Source organism: Arsenophonus sp. ENCA, from assembly GCF_002287155.1.
Lineage (GTDB): Bacteria > Pseudomonadota > Gammaproteobacteria > Enterobacterales > Enterobacteriaceae > Arsenophonus > Arsenophonus nilaparvatae.
In genome coordinates this window covers 1-15,630 of the sequence record NZ_NHNG01000245.1, presented here as the reverse complement: position 1 = coordinate 15,630, position 15,630 = coordinate 1, and the positions used below count along the sequence as shown (strand labels likewise).

19 protein-coding genes and 1 pseudogene are annotated in these 15,630 nt (G+C 39.2%); 18 read left to right on the top strand and 2 right to left on the bottom strand.

What is annotated here, in order from left to right; genetic code table 11:
* Positions 1-281, top strand: a 281-nt coding sequence (locus CBG25_RS06355) for a transposase family protein (RefSeq protein ID WP_290603775.1), incomplete at its 5' end; no start/stop codon positions are given.
* Between the two features lie 37 nt (positions 282-318).
* Here CBG25_RS06355 and CBG25_RS06350 read toward each other — a convergent pair.
* Positions 319-510, bottom strand: coding sequence for a hypothetical protein (locus CBG25_RS06350; RefSeq protein WP_290605399.1), 192 nt, complete (start codon positions 508-510; stop codon positions 319-321).
* Between the two features lie 21 nt (positions 511-531).
* Here CBG25_RS06350 and CBG25_RS06345 point away from each other — a divergent pair, with 21 nt between their 5' ends.
* From CBG25_RS06345 to CBG25_RS06265, 17 genes and pseudogenes are all read left to right on the top strand, one after another.
* Positions 532-675: a hypothetical protein gene (locus CBG25_RS06345; protein WP_290605397.1), complete on the top strand. Its 144-nt coding sequence runs from the start codon at positions 532-534 to the stop codon at positions 673-675.
* Between the two features lie 655 nt (positions 676-1,330).
* Positions 1,331-1,546 (top strand): type III secretion system needle filament subunit SctF, encoded by a 216-nt coding sequence (gene sctF, locus CBG25_RS06340; protein WP_032114489.1) that lies wholly within the window; start codon positions 1,331-1,333, stop codon positions 1,544-1,546.
* On the top strand, positions 1,543-1,848 hold the full coding sequence (locus CBG25_RS06335) for an EscG/YscG/SsaH family type III secretion system needle protein co-chaperone (RefSeq protein ID WP_290605393.1): 306 nt from the start codon (positions 1,543-1,545) through the stop codon (positions 1,846-1,848). The genes sctF and CBG25_RS06335 overlap by 4 nt, the downstream gene beginning before the upstream one ends.
* 19 nt (positions 1,849-1,867) lie before the next feature.
* Positions 1,868-2,137, top strand: a complete 270-nt coding sequence (sctI, locus tag CBG25_RS06330; protein ID WP_290605391.1) for a type III secretion system inner rod subunit SctI — start codon at positions 1,868-1,870, stop codon at positions 2,135-2,137.
* Positions 2,134-2,868, top strand: a complete 735-nt coding sequence (gene sctJ / locus CBG25_RS06325; protein ID WP_290605389.1) for a type III secretion system inner membrane ring lipoprotein SctJ — start codon at positions 2,134-2,136, stop codon at positions 2,866-2,868. The genes sctI and sctJ overlap by 4 nt, the downstream gene beginning before the upstream one ends.
* On the top strand, positions 2,868-3,452 hold the full coding sequence (locus CBG25_RS06320) for a type III secretion system domain-containing protein (RefSeq protein ID WP_290605387.1): 585 nt from the start codon (positions 2,868-2,870) through the stop codon (positions 3,450-3,452). The genes sctJ and CBG25_RS06320 overlap by 1 nt, the downstream gene beginning before the upstream one ends.
* Complete coding sequence (locus CBG25_RS06315; protein WP_290605385.1) at positions 3,449-4,120, top strand: hypothetical protein; 672 nt, start codon at positions 3,449-3,451, stop codon at positions 4,118-4,120. Before CBG25_RS06320 ends, CBG25_RS06315 begins: the two co-directional genes overlap by 4 nt.
* Positions 4,110-5,135: an HrpJ domain-containing protein gene (locus CBG25_RS06310; RefSeq protein WP_290605383.1), complete on the top strand. Its 1,026-nt coding sequence runs from the start codon at positions 4,110-4,112 to the stop codon at positions 5,133-5,135. Before CBG25_RS06315 ends, CBG25_RS06310 begins: the two co-directional genes overlap by 11 nt.
* Positions 5,136-5,147: 12 nt before the next feature.
* A complete protein-coding gene (locus CBG25_RS06305) occupies positions 5,148-5,546 on the top strand; it encodes a CesT family type III secretion system chaperone (protein ID WP_290605381.1) in 399 nt (132 codons plus the stop codon).
* A 109-nt stretch (positions 5,547-5,655) separates the two neighbouring features.
* Complete coding sequence (locus CBG25_RS06300) at positions 5,656-9,249, top strand: type III secretion system effector BopA family protein (RefSeq protein WP_290605379.1); 3,594 nt, start codon at positions 5,656-5,658, stop codon at positions 9,247-9,249.
* Positions 9,250-9,507: 258 nt separating this feature from the next.
* The gene (locus CBG25_RS06295) at positions 9,508-9,867 is read left to right on the top strand and encodes a hypothetical protein (protein WP_063654593.1); all 360 of its coding nucleotides are present in this window, start codon (positions 9,508-9,510) and stop codon (positions 9,865-9,867) included.
* A 2-nt stretch (positions 9,868-9,869) separates the two neighbouring features.
* Positions 9,870-11,903 carry an EscV/YscV/HrcV family type III secretion system export apparatus protein gene (locus CBG25_RS06290; protein ID WP_290605375.1) on the top strand — a complete coding sequence of 678 codons (2,034 nt, stop codon included), beginning with the start codon at positions 9,870-9,872 and terminating at the stop codon, positions 11,901-11,903.
* On the top strand, positions 11,887-13,200 hold the full coding sequence (locus CBG25_RS06285) for a FliI/YscN family ATPase (RefSeq protein ID WP_290605373.1): 1,314 nt from the start codon (positions 11,887-11,889) through the stop codon (positions 13,198-13,200). Before CBG25_RS06290 ends, CBG25_RS06285 begins: the two co-directional genes overlap by 17 nt.
* A 5-nt stretch (positions 13,201-13,205) precedes the next feature.
* Positions 13,206-13,604 (top strand): hypothetical protein, encoded by a 399-nt coding sequence (locus CBG25_RS06280; RefSeq protein WP_290605371.1) that lies wholly within the window; start codon positions 13,206-13,208, stop codon positions 13,602-13,604.
* Positions 13,597-14,028: a hypothetical protein gene (locus CBG25_RS06275; protein WP_290605369.1), complete on the top strand. Its 432-nt coding sequence runs from the start codon at positions 13,597-13,599 to the stop codon at positions 14,026-14,028. The genes CBG25_RS06280 and CBG25_RS06275 overlap by 8 nt, the downstream gene beginning before the upstream one ends.
* 276 nt (positions 14,029-14,304) lie before the next feature.
* Positions 14,305-14,667, top strand: coding sequence for a GtrA family protein (locus tag CBG25_RS06270; protein ID WP_290605401.1), 363 nt, complete (start codon positions 14,305-14,307; stop codon positions 14,665-14,667).
* A pseudogene (locus CBG25_RS06265) lies at positions 14,667-15,296 on the top strand (glycosyltransferase family 2 protein); the annotation flags it as partial. The gene CBG25_RS06270 and the pseudogene CBG25_RS06265, both read left to right, overlap by 1 nt.
* Positions 15,297-15,349: 53 nt before the next feature.
* Here CBG25_RS06265 and CBG25_RS06260 read toward each other — a convergent pair.
* On the bottom strand, positions 15,350-15,630 hold a 281-nt coding region (locus CBG25_RS06260), incomplete at its 5' end, for a transposase family protein (protein ID WP_290603775.1).

Here is a 15,630-nt window from a genome sequence, read left to right as displayed (position 1 = left end):
AGGTAACCATCTGGGCAGATACCGGTTTTCAAGGTATAGATAAACAGCATCCTAATACACAAATCCCAAAAAAAGGAACTCGAAAAAGACCTTTATCGCCTGAACAAAAACAAGAAAATAAAATAATCTCGGGCATCCGTATTACAGTTGAACACGCCATCGCGGGTATCAAGCGCCTCGGTTGCATGACCCAAATTTTACGGAATCGTAGACCCTTTATTGATGATACCTTCTTACTCCTTAGCGCAGGTCTTTGGAATTTCCATCTCAGAACAGCGTAAAATTTACTTCAATCACCGAAACACCCTTATTTCACTATTAAGCAACACGCTTATTATGTTCGGGCGGTGCGGTTACGACAGCAACATTAGGTGCGTTGAGTAGCACTTTCTCAGCGACTAAATTAGTGAGTAACAGTGTCGATGCATTTACCTCAAGGTCGGCGTCTGTGGCTTTGGACAATGCGGTTGAGAAAAAAATCGCATACAGGAACAACAAATGCAGCAGCATAGGATCAGCAAATTAAGGGAAATGCAAAATGGGCTTACCCAACAGCACAGCGAGCAACAATATCAATTAGATTTGGCCAATTTAGAACAAAAAAATCGTCAATTGCAGTTTGAACTTGAATTGGAAAAAATGAAGGTTCAATCTTGTAAAATTAAATATGCATAAATGTTATCGTTATTTAAAGAGTAATAGCTAAAAATTACTATATTATTTGGTAATATTTAGATTTCATGTTGCTCATTAAGTAGATAATATGTTGACAATAAAAATTAACCGGTTCCGTTGTAGTCGGTTAATTTTTTTAAAATATCCTTGTTTTTTTAGTTTAACAAATATATTAATTTTTCTATCTATCTTTAAATATCAATTTATTTTTGTCATCTAACGATAAATCTAATTAGTTAGATCGAATTTAACCATTATATTCCATTTGGTTATATTTATTCGTATTTATCCTATTAAATTTAATGCTAATGATAACTTGTCTATTTTTTTATTGATATTTCAGGTGAATACCGGATATAGAAATTGAATATTAACCACCAAACTATGTTATATGCAGTAAAGCAATAATATAGAAATAAGTCATTAAATAACAATAAAACACTAACAGAAATATTAATAATGGATAGAGTTGCATAGGTTTTTTAGTTTTAAAAAAGATTTAAATAATGATGCATCGTTAAGTGTTTTGATCAAGTGAAATAGCATTGTTTATCTCGTTTGGTAATAAGTATTTACATCCATTTTTATTGATAGTTGAAAAATAATATGGATAAAGTCTGGCAAACAATGCTTAATTTGACGTTAGGGTAAAATTATGGATTTCAATGCTATCATCAACCAATTATCGCAACTATCTGCTAATGCTGCTGGTGATATTAAAAGTAAAATCGCCAACGCGGATCCTAGTAATCCGGATCAGATGCTACAGATGCAGTTTGCGGTACAGCAATATTCCAATTTTATCGGTTACGAAAGCGCTTTGATCAAAGTGGTTAAAGACATGATACAAGGAATTATTGCCAAAATATGAAAAAAGAAGATAAACAATTATTTGTAGAGATTGCGCTTGCTGCTGCCAATCATGGATTAATAAAACAGGCTTATGCCATTTTAGCTGTGTTTCCAGAATTGATTTCTGACGAAGAGGCGCGCGCGCTATGTAACGGTTTAGTCTATTTTGCGTTAGGTGAAAATAGTGCCGCGTTGCGTTCATTAATGGGCATGAAGGGTAATCAAGCTGAAGGATTACGATGTTTATTTTCCTTGCCTGCTGACATGATCGATCATGCGCAAATTTATGCTTTATTAGCGGGAGATGAAAATGGACATTAAAGCGGTAGCCCCCATCAATATGATGAAGACCCAGGCGGCAGAAACAGTTAATCCCGATAGCCAATTAGTTGAAAAATTCAATCAATTAATGCAACACAGTCAAGGACAAACGGCTGCATTAGGGTCAGTTCTTCCATCAACTGTCGAGCCGATGGCTCAGGCGCTGTCACCTACCCAAGCCGTGCAAGGACAAGCAATGATAGTGAAAGCCGTTCTTGAAGTGGACATGGCAGCTAAAACGGCAGGAAGTCTTGCTCAATCGATCAATAAATTAGTGGCCATGCAATGAAATACTTAAAGTATTTATGTTTATTATTGGTGTTATTCCTGACCGGCTGTAAGGTCGAGTTATACCGCAATTTGCCACAAGATGAAGCTAATCAGATGGTGGCATTATTGATGTTAAATTACATTGATGTTAATTCTGAAATCGATAGCAAAACTGGCAAAGTGACATTGCAAATTGAAAAAGATAAGTTCATCGATGCGGTGGAAATACTTAGGCAAAATGGTTACCCCAAAACGCAATATGTTGGTATTGAGGATCTTTTTCCTGCAGGTCAATTAGTTTCTTCTCCAGCTCAAGAAGAAGCAAAAATGCGTTATCTTAAAGAACAACAATTGGAGCGTACGCTATCAAGCATGGACGGTGTTATTAGTGCACGCGTGTCTATCGCTCAGGCGAACAATAGTGAAGGTAATATTGATAATAGCACGCCAGAAAAGTCGGTAGCGGTTTACATTAAATATTCGCCAGAAGTCAATATGAGTGGTGTTGAAGCGCAAATTCGCAATTTAATTAAGAATGCGATATCAGGTTTGCAATCCGACAAAATTAGTTTGTTTTTGCAACCAGCTGAATTCCGCTATCAACCACAGAAAATTCAAACTGAGCCGCAATGGCAATATTTACAGAATTATATTGTCGCTAATAAAACGTTAATCTTATTGACTATTACTGGAATATTTATTGTCGTATTTGCCGCATTAATATTTGGACGCCGTAAGGATAAATCTTAATGACTGAATTGGCAGTGAGATTTAATTATTTATTATTCCATCCAGGTGAGTTCATGCACGCTAAATGGTGGCAATCGCTTGGACTTAATGAATGGCAGTCTCGCTACCCAATTAGTAATGAATTAAAACGACGCTTAGATAAATTGATACTTAATCGATTAGGATTTCAACCTACTTTATATCGTCAAGTACCTGAAAATATGAATATCTGGCTTTTGTTATTAACGAAAAAGCCATTTTTATTCACCGTCGTTGGATTAGTTTGTAATCCCTATCCTGACTATTTGTGGGATAGTGCTTATAGATCACGTTTAGCGACCTTATTAAGCCAGGAACAAATTAAGCAATTAATCGCTTTATGGCCACCAGAGCGCCACACGGTTGCGGTGCCTTGGCTAGTTGAGGAATTTCTTGAGCAGGCACATCTTTATGCCTTAAATGTTTTCTCACATTATTGGCAGGAACAAGATTTTGCGCGGCTTTTGGCCTGGTATTTTGCACCATTAGAGCAGCAAATGGTCTGTTCGCAGCAACAGATTGAACAGGCTGTTCGCTGGTTATTTCGTTTGGAGCGTTTCTTATGAATGGATTTTTAGTGTTAGTTAAAGAGTTTGAGCTCTTAAAGCAAACATTGGAAATCACACCTGATGAAATTCAGCAAGGTTTAGCTGAATGTAGACGGGAACAAAAAGCCAAGCAACGTATTAAGCAATATGTAGATAAAGTGCGGCATGAGTGTGACGCGCTTCTGCTGGAAGCTCAACAGATTGTTGCTAAAGCAGAGATGAGCGCTAAGGAGCAGGAAAAAGCGTGGCGAGCACAATTGCGGCAAGAAATAGTTGCAGAAAGTCTTAATTGGCTGGTTGAACAGGCGGAGTTAGAAAAACAATTAGTTGTCGTTTTACAGGAACGGATCTGCCAACAAGTAAAATTAGTCATCAAAGCCTGGAGTAAAAAACAAAATATTAGTGAAAATATGATTAGCCAGATTACTGAGCAGATTGGTGAAGCAACCACTAAACAAAGTTTGGTATTGAGTGTTTCACCGGAACAGGCCGATGGGTTGGGTAAAATATTTGCAGGACAGATGCAAATTAGGCTCTGTTCTGATTTTGCTCCATGGCAAGCAGAACTGAGTTCAAGTTGTATGACATTACGCTTTGATTTATATGAACACCTTGAAAGGCTACTAGAAACCTGTGTTCCTACAATGGAAAAAACGCACTTGAGAGGAACTTGTGATGCGAATTGATCAATCTGATTATCTCGATTTTCAATCTCTACAAGATAGCAAGCAGTCAGCCAGTTTTTTACCAGCAGAAAGTACCGCAATGCAAGCCAGTATTGCATTAGCAGAAGTACGTGCTGAAGCGTTGGAAGAGACGTTAGAGGGTTTAAGCTTAGGGCTAAGCCAGGTAATGAAAAAAATTGCCGATTCAAATAAAAAGCAAAGTGCATTATTTAATGGTGTAGAAAAACTTTTACAGCAATTAGATGAAAAGCAACGAGGTTTTATCGTGCAGATTGCTAAAAAACTGCTCTCTTTTAAAGATGGCGAAAAAATTTTACAGCAAATTCCTCAGCTTGGTTTAGATAAGGGACAGCTTATTTTTTTGTTAGCGACATTACAGGGTATGACCAGTTTAGCCTTATCTGAACGTTCGAAAATCAAAAAGTTTTTAATGTCATTGTTAGCTGAAGAAGATATTGAGTTAGCGTTAATTGCCGCAAGCCAAGGTATGACTATAGATACTTCACGTTTGCAAGCTTATAGTCAACTCTATCAGCATGCTGCGCGTGGAGAAAAAGGGCTAAGTCATTGGTTTAAATTATTACAAGAACATAAAGATCGACGGCGGACTATTCAATTATTAATACGTGCATTATCAGAGCCCCTGGTAAGTCATGAACATTTAGATATGACTAAGTTGGTAACCACAATTGACGATTTACGTCGCTTATGGCTGTTCTTAGCTTTTACTGAGCACTGTGCTTACTTATCGCGCACACTCAATTTAGCAAACGATACCGTTGCAGAAATCAGTATTGAATTATTGGAGCAAGGTTGGATCTATCCTGAAGCATTAGCGCAGTTGATAATAAAATTGCCATTAACAACGTTGCAACGTTTAATTTTTTTACGTAAATGGCGCGAAATTATGGTGGTCATGAGTGAAGCTTGTTATCGCGATCCAGAGCAAAAAGAGCATATCCTGGAAGTCATGTTACAGCTGCTTGAACAGTGGAATGATGAGTATGCTGTTTAAAGGAGAGGAGAAATGCGTAAACAAGATAGTGTACTGGCCCGTTTTGGTCAACTATTAGGCCTACCCTTGGTATGGGATGGGAGTGATCAGTGCACTTTATTACTCGATAATCAATTGATGATATCCATCCATGCCAAAGTAACTTATTGGCAGTTGTACGGTTTTTTGGGACAGATTGATGCGCAAAAAGCACATTTACTATTCATTAATTGTATGCACCACAATATGCAACTGGTTGAAAATAATGATGGTGCAGTGGGCTATGATTCAGTGCAGCAAACTTTATTATATGCAGTGAATTGGCCGGTTCCCGCCAGTGGTGAAGAGCTCTTAGTCTGGTTTGAACGCGCGACAATTTGCTATGAAGCGCTTTACCGTGAGTTTAGTCAATGTCCGGAGCTAACAATATAGGTTGTTATATGACGATTGAATTGGATAGATTTTCAAAAATTCGTGGACAGGCCCTTGCTTCATCTCGGGTCAACAAGATCAAGGTTGTTCAAGTTTGGTGCATTCTCAAATGAGTTTTAATGACCATGTGTTAAGTACATTAGCTAAACTACCTTTTTTGAAAAATGAAAATGCGATTCGGACCTATGTTGCGCGTCTTAATATCACAGCTCAACAGAAATTAAGCGTGTTCTTACGCTCGTTAGCGGAAAGGTATGGTTTGGCTACTGCTGAACAAACATTACCTAGACTTGATTTATCACCAAAGACACCACTGACTGCCCATAAAATAGAATTTATTCCTCAATCTATATTGTTAGCGATGAGTCAAGCGCATCCAATGTCTGATAGTCAAGCTGAAGGTATAAACAATAAAGTCTTTTTACTGAACCAGTGTAGCAATGCGATAAAACGACTAGTCAATCAAGGTGGTCCAGGTCATTTACCTATTCCGACTGCAATACCTAGATTTGGTAATTGGTTTTATTTGGAAGATAAAAATATTCAAAAAGTGCAGCAGGCTATTGCTGGTTATCATAAGCTAGTTGAAAAAAATGAATATCAAAGTGCCTCTTCACGTTTGTTAGCTTTAACTGATCTACGTCACCAGACTGATGAATTTTCTGATCTTTATAGCAAATTAAAAAGTTATCTTGATTCTTATCGGCAAGCGCTAGATGACATTGAACAATGTTGTCTGACGGTTCCTTCTTCTCAACAAGCTCATTTGACCTCATTATTGCAGCAGGTTTTAGCGCAGAAAAAGCACATTGCCACAGTTGCTGTACAGTTGGCAAAGTTACCTGAATTTTGGCAGCAGACGGTCATAGAGCGGCAGATCATTAATACCCGCTTTGAGAATTTGCCTGAGGAACTTAGGAATTTAGCCTCGGAATCGGTATTATTACTCAGCCATCAGTTAATTGAGATGTTTGATCAGGCGCCTTCAATAGACAAATGGCAAGAACAATTAACTGAATTTTGGGCGAAGGCCGAATTACCATTACCTTCATCATCTGAACTAACAACGTTAGTGGCCATTTTGGCGATTGAACGGCCTCAATTAGCGGGTCAAATTGCGATCCCTTTTAAACAAGAACAGGATAAAATTCAGTTTGGTGTTTATCAACATTTAATTCAGGTGCTAAAACTAAGCCAGGACCAGGTAAAAAATAGCAAAATGGATCTTGAGCAACGCCTGGGAATTGATGACAAACAGAAAAATGTTCGTAGCCAAGCAGCGCTTTTGACCAACTGGTTAAATAGAGCCGGAGAAGAGATCTATTTACATGAACAGTATCTGGTGGCGATGTTGATTGGCATTAGTGGTGAGCGTTGGATTCTTCAAGATAAAACACTTATTGCTGATGGAGCGGTGGATCTCGATGATTTAGAGATAGAGCCGGGATGTGAAACTGATATTCAGCAACTAGCAAATGAAGAAAAATGGGTTGCTTTGGCCAGAAAAGTGCTCATTGCACAAGATAAAGTCTATAGATTTGAAGAATTGTATGATAGCGAAAGTGGCCAATCTGCCATAAATTTCCATTGTGATGTGAAACAACGCGTATTGCCATCTCGATTAATGGCATCGCCTGAGCGATATTTGCCTTTTTTAACTGAAAAAATGGCAACACTAACTGATTATCATGCTGCATTACAATCTTTGACTGAAAAATTAAATGTAGACAAAGTACGCAGCCGCTTTGAAGAAGAATTAAAACAAATTAGTGAACAAATGCAGCATTTACGTTTATTACAGGAAGCGGCTACGGTTTGGCAAAGTGTTAAACAGCAATATCAGCAACAAGACCAATATGTTGCTCAGTTGCAAAAATTGCAAGATATAACCATTCAGCAAGTAAGGGAGCTTAATAAACGAGGTTATCTGGCTTTTTTACCTCAGTTACGGCAACTTGATTTAGCTATCTATGATCTTAGTCTACAGGAACAAAGGCTGACTGAAGAACTGTCGATGCGGGCATCCTATTTAGACGATCGCTTTGACGATAAGAGTTGGCAGAAGAATAAGGAATTACAAGCTGACTCGGAGGTTAAAGAGTATCTATCGAAAGCGAGTGAATTACAAGAAATTGAACAAGGAATTGTCGCGCTAGATGAAGAGTATCAGGCTGCTTTGCTGTTGCTGGTTCGTTTTGATAGACAGGCAAATAAAATGGGCGGATATCCAGAGCAGGGTGATTACTACAATGTGCAAGCATGGCAGCATTGGGTGGTGCAAAATATTACTGGAGATTGGGGAGGATGGTTAGGTGAATTTAGACCTGATTTGCGAACCTTAATTTTACAGCACCAACTGGCAAAAAATGGTATGCATACATTGACAGAGGCTTATCAAGCGCTATTGCAAGTACTTAATCCCTCTGGACTCGCCGACGCACTTGATACAGATAAGTATCAGGGAATTTCAGTGGCATTTAGTGGTTTTCATCGTTGGGTAATGGCACATCCGATGGAATCACAAACACTAGCCAAGGATATTACCCATGCTTATCAAATTATTAGCGCTAATAGTAGTTGGTTCGGTGCCGATCTGGCGGCTGCTGTTAGTTCTGTTTGGCAAAGTGCGACGGTAGAAAATCAAGTTAAAGATATTCTTCTGGGTACCCGAGAGCTACTTCCCTTACAGCCATCATATTCAATGACGCCTGAAGTGATTGCGCTATTACATTTTACCCATTTATTACCTTATCTTGCCGGTAGCATCAAAGGTGGTGTCCAAAGTGGTTTAGTCAGTTCACTGGCACCGTTTTTTGCTACCGGTTGGGTAACCAGTATGATAGGCGGCTTTGTTCAAACTTGGGCGGAACAGAAAATAGGCTCAACAATATCAGCGCATCGTAATACTGAAGTGATGGTTAACGCATTGATGCTCGGTATTCGTGAACAGGGTAGTTTTCAAGATCGAGCTACTTCTGCAGTCAGTTATATGATGAAACGCCTGTTACTGCAAGATATTGGTAACTTGGCTCGTGATTGTTTTGAAACTAATAAAGTCGGAATTTTTCGCCGTTGGTGGCAGGATACCACTAATTTTTGGCGGCAAATGAATGTTAAAGCAAAATTGTTTAGTATCGCGGCAATTGTCAGTACAGCAGCTCTTTCTGCTACCGTTGCAGCCGCTATGGTGTTATTCACGCTAGGAACAGGCGGAGTAGGATTAGCGGTTTTAGGCTTAGGGGCATTGTTAGCCGCTACAGTAGGTGGTTACTTTGGCTATAGTGGGTTAAGTTTACTAAAAAATAGCAACTTCCTAGGTTTTCGTCAGGCATATGAATTTGCGCAAGATAATATGACCGAACAGCGTATCCAAGAAGCGCTACAGCGATTTGTCGACAAGCAATATCAGGGTAAAACTGTTGCTAAACATTTAGATATTCAGTTAGTCGATATTGAAAAATATATTTCACTTAAGCAGGTAGCAGAGCAGGATAAAGCGCAATTTTTTGTGCGCCAACTGGAAAACTGGGGGAATGAAACACAGCAGCAATTAGCCCGCAATCAGCAAAAAGCGCGAGCTGAATTACTGGCGACGGTTACACAACAATTAGACGGTTGGCAAGAGCTAGATGGTCAGAAATTGACAAACTGTTTGACTGAAATTGATGAGGTACTGGTCCGATCTAAACTTGTTGTCGACTGATTTTATCAGCCGCATATAAAGGTCATTTAACTGCTTGAAGTCATTGTAGATTAACGTAATTTAGCATAACTTATTGATTTAATTAAACCAGTTGCGCTGTATTGATCATTGTATTGTGGCTGTAAATATTTTTTTGTTAATTTTAACCTTGTTGGCGAAAAATTCATTTTACTTGCCGTGACGTTATTTCAGGTATTTACCGGATACGAAGCCAGAGCTTCCTCTAGCATGCTTAATGAATAGTAAAGAGGGAAGATAATGAAATTGCAACTGGCTCGTAATCTTGAACATTTTTTCTCTTTGTTCAATCACAGAATAGTCGAAATTTCAACGGCAATTGAGTGCCATTGGCCACCTTTTGGTCTACGTATTGAAATTATTGAAGAACGTTTTCTTATAACCAGTTGGTTGTTAAAAGAGGGTGATTTTGATCTCTTGTCAGCATTAAAACTTAATCAACCAGAGCGGTTTTGGGGGATCCCGCAGCGAGTATTTATTATTCGCCACCGACCCTATGTGAGCGCATGGTGCCCAAAAGAGAGTGATGGTCTTTTTTTATTTCGTTTGTGTCAAAGGCAGCGTCAATTTCTTTCACAGTTACCTAAAGGAGCCGCCTGATAATGTCAATCACTCGTTGGCTATCTAAAATTGCAGGACGTCAAGATATTATCCTTAGCGCCATGCTAATGTTGTCAGTATTTATGATGATTTTGCCGCTGCCAACTCCCTTAATTGACGTATTAATCGCGATCAATTTAGGGTTGTCGATCATTTTATTTATGATGGCAATCTATATTCGTGATCCGCTTGACTTCTCTGCCTTTCCATCCATGTTGCTGATAACCACATTGTATCGTTTAGCATTGACTATCAGTACTAGCCGTCTGATCTTATTACAACATGATGCCGGTGAGATAGTTTATACCTTTGGTAATTTTGTGGTTGGCGGTAATCTTGGGGTTGGTATCATTATTTTTGCCATTATCACTATCGTACAGTTCATTGTTATTACTAAAGGCTCTGAACGTGTGGCCGAAGTGAGTGCCCGATTTTCTCTTGATGGTATGCCTGGCAGGCAGATGAGTATTGATGGTGACATGCGGGCAGGTATTATTGACGCCACTGAAGCCAAACGCCAAAGAGCATTGGTACAAAAGGAAAGCCAGCTTTATGGTGCCATGGATGGCGCGATGAAATTTGTCAAAGGCGATGCCATTGCCAGCGTAATTGTTATTTTAGCCAATATCTGTGGTGGTATTGGCATTGGCGTGTTGCAACATAATATGTCGGCAACGGAAGCATTGAATACTTATGCTATTTTATCGGTTGGAGATGGATTAATTGCGCAGATACCATCATTGCTTATTTCAATCACTGCAGGATTAATTGTTACTCGAGTACCCGGAGAGAAAAAGAATAATCTGGCTGGTGATTTAGTACAACAGATAATCAGTCAACCTATGTCATTGCAACTGACTGCTGGTATTTTATTGGTTTTTGCTATCATCCCTGGTTTTCCTTGGTTTGTATTTGGTTCCTTAGCCTTGATGCTATTTGGCTGTTCTTGTTGGATGAAACGTAACGCCAAAGTGAAAAAAGGATCAGGTCAGGTTTATTCCTCTGCCGACAATGGAACGGAACAGGGATCACGAGAGATGACACCAGGCACAATACCACTGTTAGTCATTATTGGCCAACAGCTAATGACCGAGGCGATGGCTGACAAAATACAAAATTTACGTTGGCAATTATTTGAAAAATTAGGCTTGCCTTTACCTGAAATACAGTTGCAGGTCGATACAAAAGAGACAAACACATTACAAATATTGTTATATCAAGAGCCCGTGTTAAAAACAGAGATAGATCCAGCGGCAATTTTATTAACTCAACCAATAGATTTACCTCAAATACGCCAGGAGCAATTGATTTTTAATCATCAAACAATCTATTGGTTAGCGGATGATAATCAATCATTGCCACCAGTGGCCGGTTATCGGGGAGTAGAAATTGTCACCTATTTACTAGAAAAAGTCATTTATCACTTTGGCAAAGCGTTTTTAGGTATACAGGAAACGCGCTATTTGATGGATGCGATGGAGATGCGCTATGCCGAATTAGTTAAGGAATTACAGCGCTTACTGCCCATTAGTAAAGTGACTGACATTTTACAACGTTTAGTTGAAGAACAGATTTCTATTCGTGATTTAAGAACCATTTTCGAAACGCTGGTTGAATGGGGTTCGAAAGAAAAAGATACCGTAATGTTGACCGAGTATGTTCGGGTTTCACTTCGCCGTCATATTCGCCGGCGCTTTACTAGCGAAGAGGGCTGGATCCCAATGTTGTTAGTCGGTGATGGGATTGAAAATAGTATTCGAGAATCTATTCGCCAATCAGCGATAGGATCTTATTGTGCCCTTGAACCCGCGCAAGAGCAGCAGATCATTGCTGCTATAAAACAAAAATTACCCACTCAGGTCGCTTGTGTTGTACTAACTTCACTGGATGTACGTCGTTATCTACGCAAAATTATCGAGCCAGCATTGACAACCACCGCCGTACTTTCATTCCAAGAAATTGGTGAAGATGCCAATATTAAAGTCCTGGCCCAAGTTGATATTACCGGGGAGAAATTGGATGCGCTCACTGGATAAAGCAAAGATCACTCAAGCGATGGCCACCCCGCTATTTCAGCCATTGACGGATATTCTCCCATATCGATGTTTTGGCAAGGTACAGGAAGTATTCACGAATTTGGTTAAAGTGACACTGCCAGGCGCTAAGCAAGGTGAATTATGCCTGATTGATAATCGGCTAGCAGCAGAAGTCATTACCATCAAAGCGCAAGAAGCTTGGTTATCACCGTTTGACGTTACCATCGGGTTAGTGGCCGGCGCTTGTGTTGAACGTTTGGGCCATGGTCATCGAGTGCGGGTAGGAGAGCATTTATTAGGTGGCATTGTGGATGGCTTAGGGCGGCCGTTAGAAAAAATGTCGAACGCGGGTGAATGGTGTAGTAATCATAACTCGGCCCCTGATCCCTTGACACGTCAGTTAATTAGTGAGGTTTTGCCAACCGGCATCAAAGCGATAGATGGTATTTTGACGCTGGGTGTTGGTCAAAGGATCGGTATTTTTGCCGCCGCTGGTGGTGGCAAAAGTACGTTACTTGGTATGTTAGCGCGAGGTTGTGAAGCCGATGTGGTCGTATTGGCTTTGGTTGGTGAACGTGGACGTGAAGTGCGGGAATTTCTCGATAACCATTTACCGGCTTCAGCTCGAAAAAAAACCATATTAGTTGTCGCCACCTCCGATCGCCCGCCATTAGAGCGAATGAAAGCTTCTTTGACAGCAACTACCATTGCTGAATATTTTCGTGATCAAGGTAAACGGGTTTTGTTGATGGTTGATTCATTGACCCGTTTTGCGCGTGCGGCACGGGAAATTGGTTTAGCCGCCGGAGAACCACCGGTTGCCAATGGCTTTCCGCCTAGTGTGTTTGTTCACATGGCCGCTTTACTAGAGCGGGCGGGTTCGGCTAAGGTTGGTAGTATTAGTGCTATTTATACCGTGTTGGTGGAAGGTGACAATATGAATGAACCTGTCGCTGATGAGGTTCGTTCTATTTTAGATGGACATATTGTTTTATCTCGCCAATTAGCTGCCGCAGGACATTTTCCCGCTATTGACGTGAACGCCAGTGTTAGCCGAGTTATGGATAATATTGTTAGTAAAGCACATCGCCTACATGCGCGTCGTTTAAGAGAATTGCGAGCACTTTTTCAAGATGTTCAGCTATTAATTCGTGTTGGCGAATATCAATCAGGACAAGATAAAGATACCGATGAAGCGATTAAAAAAAATCAACCAATTAATCAATTTCTTCGGCAAGGTTACGATGAGTTAGTCTCATTCGATCAGACGATAGAAGATCTTAGCCAACTGGTTTAGCGTATATGAAAAATCAATTTTCTGACTCTGAGCAAGTTATTATTAAAAAATTATTCCGATTACGAAAGCAGCGAGAAATAAGCTTCCAATCTCAAAGGCAACGAGTTCAGCGTGAGCAGCAAGCGCTACAGGCAACCATTACTGAGTTGGAACAAAAACGGATGAAATTTTGGCATGATTTAGCGACGCCTTCATTACCAAATGAGACCATTTCCCGTGACCAACTAGCGTTATTTAAACAATCTATGCGCGAAGTTTATCTGGCAGAGCGAGCACTAAAAGAGCGTATCGATCAATTACGTGAGACGATTGTTGGGCTAGAGAGCCAAAAGGAGCAACTAGCGAAACAGCGTCTGGTAATGATTAAAAATCAAGAAAAACTGAAAGAGGTGATGAATGACTAATACGATCCAGCGTAATATTGTCACCACTAATCTGGTGCCTAATATTCATCGCCGGCAGGAGGCTGATCTAGAACTAAAACGGCGTTTTGACCGTTTTTTGATGACTGAACAGTCTGATAACGCTTCGTCAACGTCTGGTTGGTCTTCGGTGTTAGATACACTGGCCTATAGCAATAGCTCAGCAACATTAAATAATGTTTACTTATTACGTCATGGTAATAGTTTAACTTATCGATTACTGAATGGGCCGATGATGGGCATGGTGATCATTGCTCATTGGCAAAAACCGGGGACGGTACATTTACAGTTAAAACCGGCTAATTCTGTTCAACATCTTACATTAACGCGGGTAGCGAAAAAACTAACAGCAACATTAGCAAAACGGGGTTTTTTACTCTCTTTGGAGATAGAAGATGGTAAATAACAATAAAATTATTTATTATCAATTACTTATAAAAATATAGCTCATTTAATATACGCATTTGCACGCGAAAACAAGCGATTTCACTCACTATATATCAATTACTTACAGCTTATAGTGAGTGTGTTTTTTGCTAAAATGTCGCTATCCCAACACCTAGAAAAACAACCAGCCAAAGAGTTGGTTTTTTATTTTATGTAGTTTAACTGTAATTATTTACAGTAAATATTGCAATTTCTATATGCTAAACTAAATAATTAAATTTAATCATAGATAAATATTGTGATACATTTCGCTAAATACTTTTCAATTGGCATTATCAACACACTTATCCATTGGATTATATTTGCTAATATTATCTATATAACAAATACTCCACAATCTTATGCTAACTTGATCGCATTCATTGCCGCTATAACATTCTCTTTTTTTTCCAACGCAAAATTCACTTTTAAGAAAAAGGCTACCAGTGGCAGATATTTAGCATTTTTGGTGTTCATGGGAATACTTAGCTACCTGACCGGTTTCGTAGCGGATAAAATCAATGCTGCCCCCATAATCACACTAGTGGCATTTTCAGCTATTAGTCTTATTTTAGGTTTTTTATATTCAAAATTTATCGTTTTTAAAGGTATTGAATAATGAAAGTTTCATTAATTGTCCCTGTTTTTAATGAAGAGGAAGCTATTCCGATCTTCTATAAAACTGTAAGGGAAAATGAAAAATTACAAAAATATGATATCGAAATTATTTTCATTAATGATGGCAGCAAAGATAAAACTGAAAGTATTATCAATGTATTATCCGACAATGACAATTTAGTAATTCCTTTAAGTTTTACGCGTAATTTCGGAAAAGAACCTGCACTTTTTGCCGGTATCGATTACGCGACAGGCGATGCAGTAATACCTATCGATGTGGACTTACAAGATCCAATAGAAATTATCCCATTGTTAATAGAAAAATGGAAACGAGGAGCAGATGTCGTTCTAGCAAAACGCATTGATCGATCTAAAGATGGTTGGTTAAAACGCAAAACTGCTGAATGGTTTTATAAGTTACACAACAAAATAAGCACGCCAAAAGTTGAAGAAAATGTTGGTGACTTTCGCTTGATGTCAAGAGAAGTAGTTGACAATATTAAACTCTTACCAGAGCGCAATCTATTTATGAAGGGTTTACTTTCATGGGTTGGTGGTAATATTGATATAATCGAATATACTCGCTCTGAACGAGTAGCTGGTAAATCAAAATTTAATGGCTGGAAACTATAAGCGTGTTGCTTAATAGTGAAATAAGGGTGTTTCGGTGATTGAAGTAAATTTTACGCTGTTCTGAGATGGAAATTCCAAAGACCTGCGCTAAGGAGTAAGAAGGTATCATCAATAAAGGGTCTACGATTCCGTAAAATTTGGGTCATGCAACCGAGGCGCTTGATACCCGCGATGGCGTGTTCAACTGTAATACGGATGCCCGAGATTATTTTATTTTCTTGTTTTTGTTCAGGCGATAAAGGTCTTTTTCGAGTTCCTTTTTTTGGGATTTGTGTATTAGGATGCTGTTTATCTATACCTTGAAAACCGGTATCTGCCCAGATGGTTACCT

What these genes read in the sequence shown, in the direction of transcription:
- CBG25_RS06305 (WP_290605381.1), top strand. Translation starts at nt 5,148, where the DNA reads ATGCGTAAACAAGATAGTGTACTGGCCCGTTTTGGTCAACTATTAGGC.
- CBG25_RS06350 (WP_290605399.1), bottom strand. Translation starts at nt 510, where the DNA reads ATGCTGCTGCATTTGTTGTTCCTGTATGCGATTTTTTTCTCAACCGCA.
- CBG25_RS06280 (WP_290605371.1), top strand. Translation starts at nt 13,206, where the DNA reads ATGAAAAATCAATTTTCTGACTCTGAGCAAGTTATTATTAAAAAATTA.
- sctI (WP_290605391.1), top strand. Translation starts at nt 1,868, where the DNA reads ATGATGAAGACCCAGGCGGCAGAAACAGTTAATCCCGATAGCCAATTA.
- sctJ (WP_290605389.1), top strand. Translation starts at nt 2,134, where the DNA reads ATGAAATACTTAAAGTATTTATGTTTATTATTGGTGTTATTCCTGACC.
- CBG25_RS06310 (WP_290605383.1), top strand. Translation starts at nt 4,110, where the DNA reads ATGCGAATTGATCAATCTGATTATCTCGATTTTCAATCTCTACAAGAT.
- CBG25_RS06295 (WP_063654593.1), top strand. Translation starts at nt 9,508, where the DNA reads ATGAAATTGCAACTGGCTCGTAATCTTGAACATTTTTTCTCTTTGTTC.
- CBG25_RS06285 (WP_290605373.1), top strand. Translation starts at nt 11,887, where the DNA reads ATGCGCTCACTGGATAAAGCAAAGATCACTCAAGCGATGGCCACCCCG.
- CBG25_RS06345 (WP_290605397.1), top strand. Translation starts at nt 532, where the DNA reads ATGCAAAATGGGCTTACCCAACAGCACAGCGAGCAACAATATCAATTA.
- CBG25_RS06335 (WP_290605393.1), top strand. Translation starts at nt 1,543, where the DNA reads ATGAAAAAAGAAGATAAACAATTATTTGTAGAGATTGCGCTTGCTGCT.
- CBG25_RS06320 (WP_290605387.1), top strand. Translation starts at nt 2,868, where the DNA reads ATGACTGAATTGGCAGTGAGATTTAATTATTTATTATTCCATCCAGGT.
- CBG25_RS06275 (WP_290605369.1), top strand. Translation starts at nt 13,597, where the DNA reads ATGACTAATACGATCCAGCGTAATATTGTCACCACTAATCTGGTGCCT.
- CBG25_RS06315 (WP_290605385.1), top strand. Translation starts at nt 3,449, where the DNA reads ATGAATGGATTTTTAGTGTTAGTTAAAGAGTTTGAGCTCTTAAAGCAA.
- CBG25_RS06300 (WP_290605379.1), top strand. Translation starts at nt 5,656, where the DNA reads ATGAGTTTTAATGACCATGTGTTAAGTACATTAGCTAAACTACCTTTT.
- CBG25_RS06290 (WP_290605375.1), top strand. Translation starts at nt 9,870, where the DNA reads ATGTCAATCACTCGTTGGCTATCTAAAATTGCAGGACGTCAAGATATT.
- sctF (WP_032114489.1), top strand. Translation starts at nt 1,331, where the DNA reads ATGGATTTCAATGCTATCATCAACCAATTATCGCAACTATCTGCTAAT.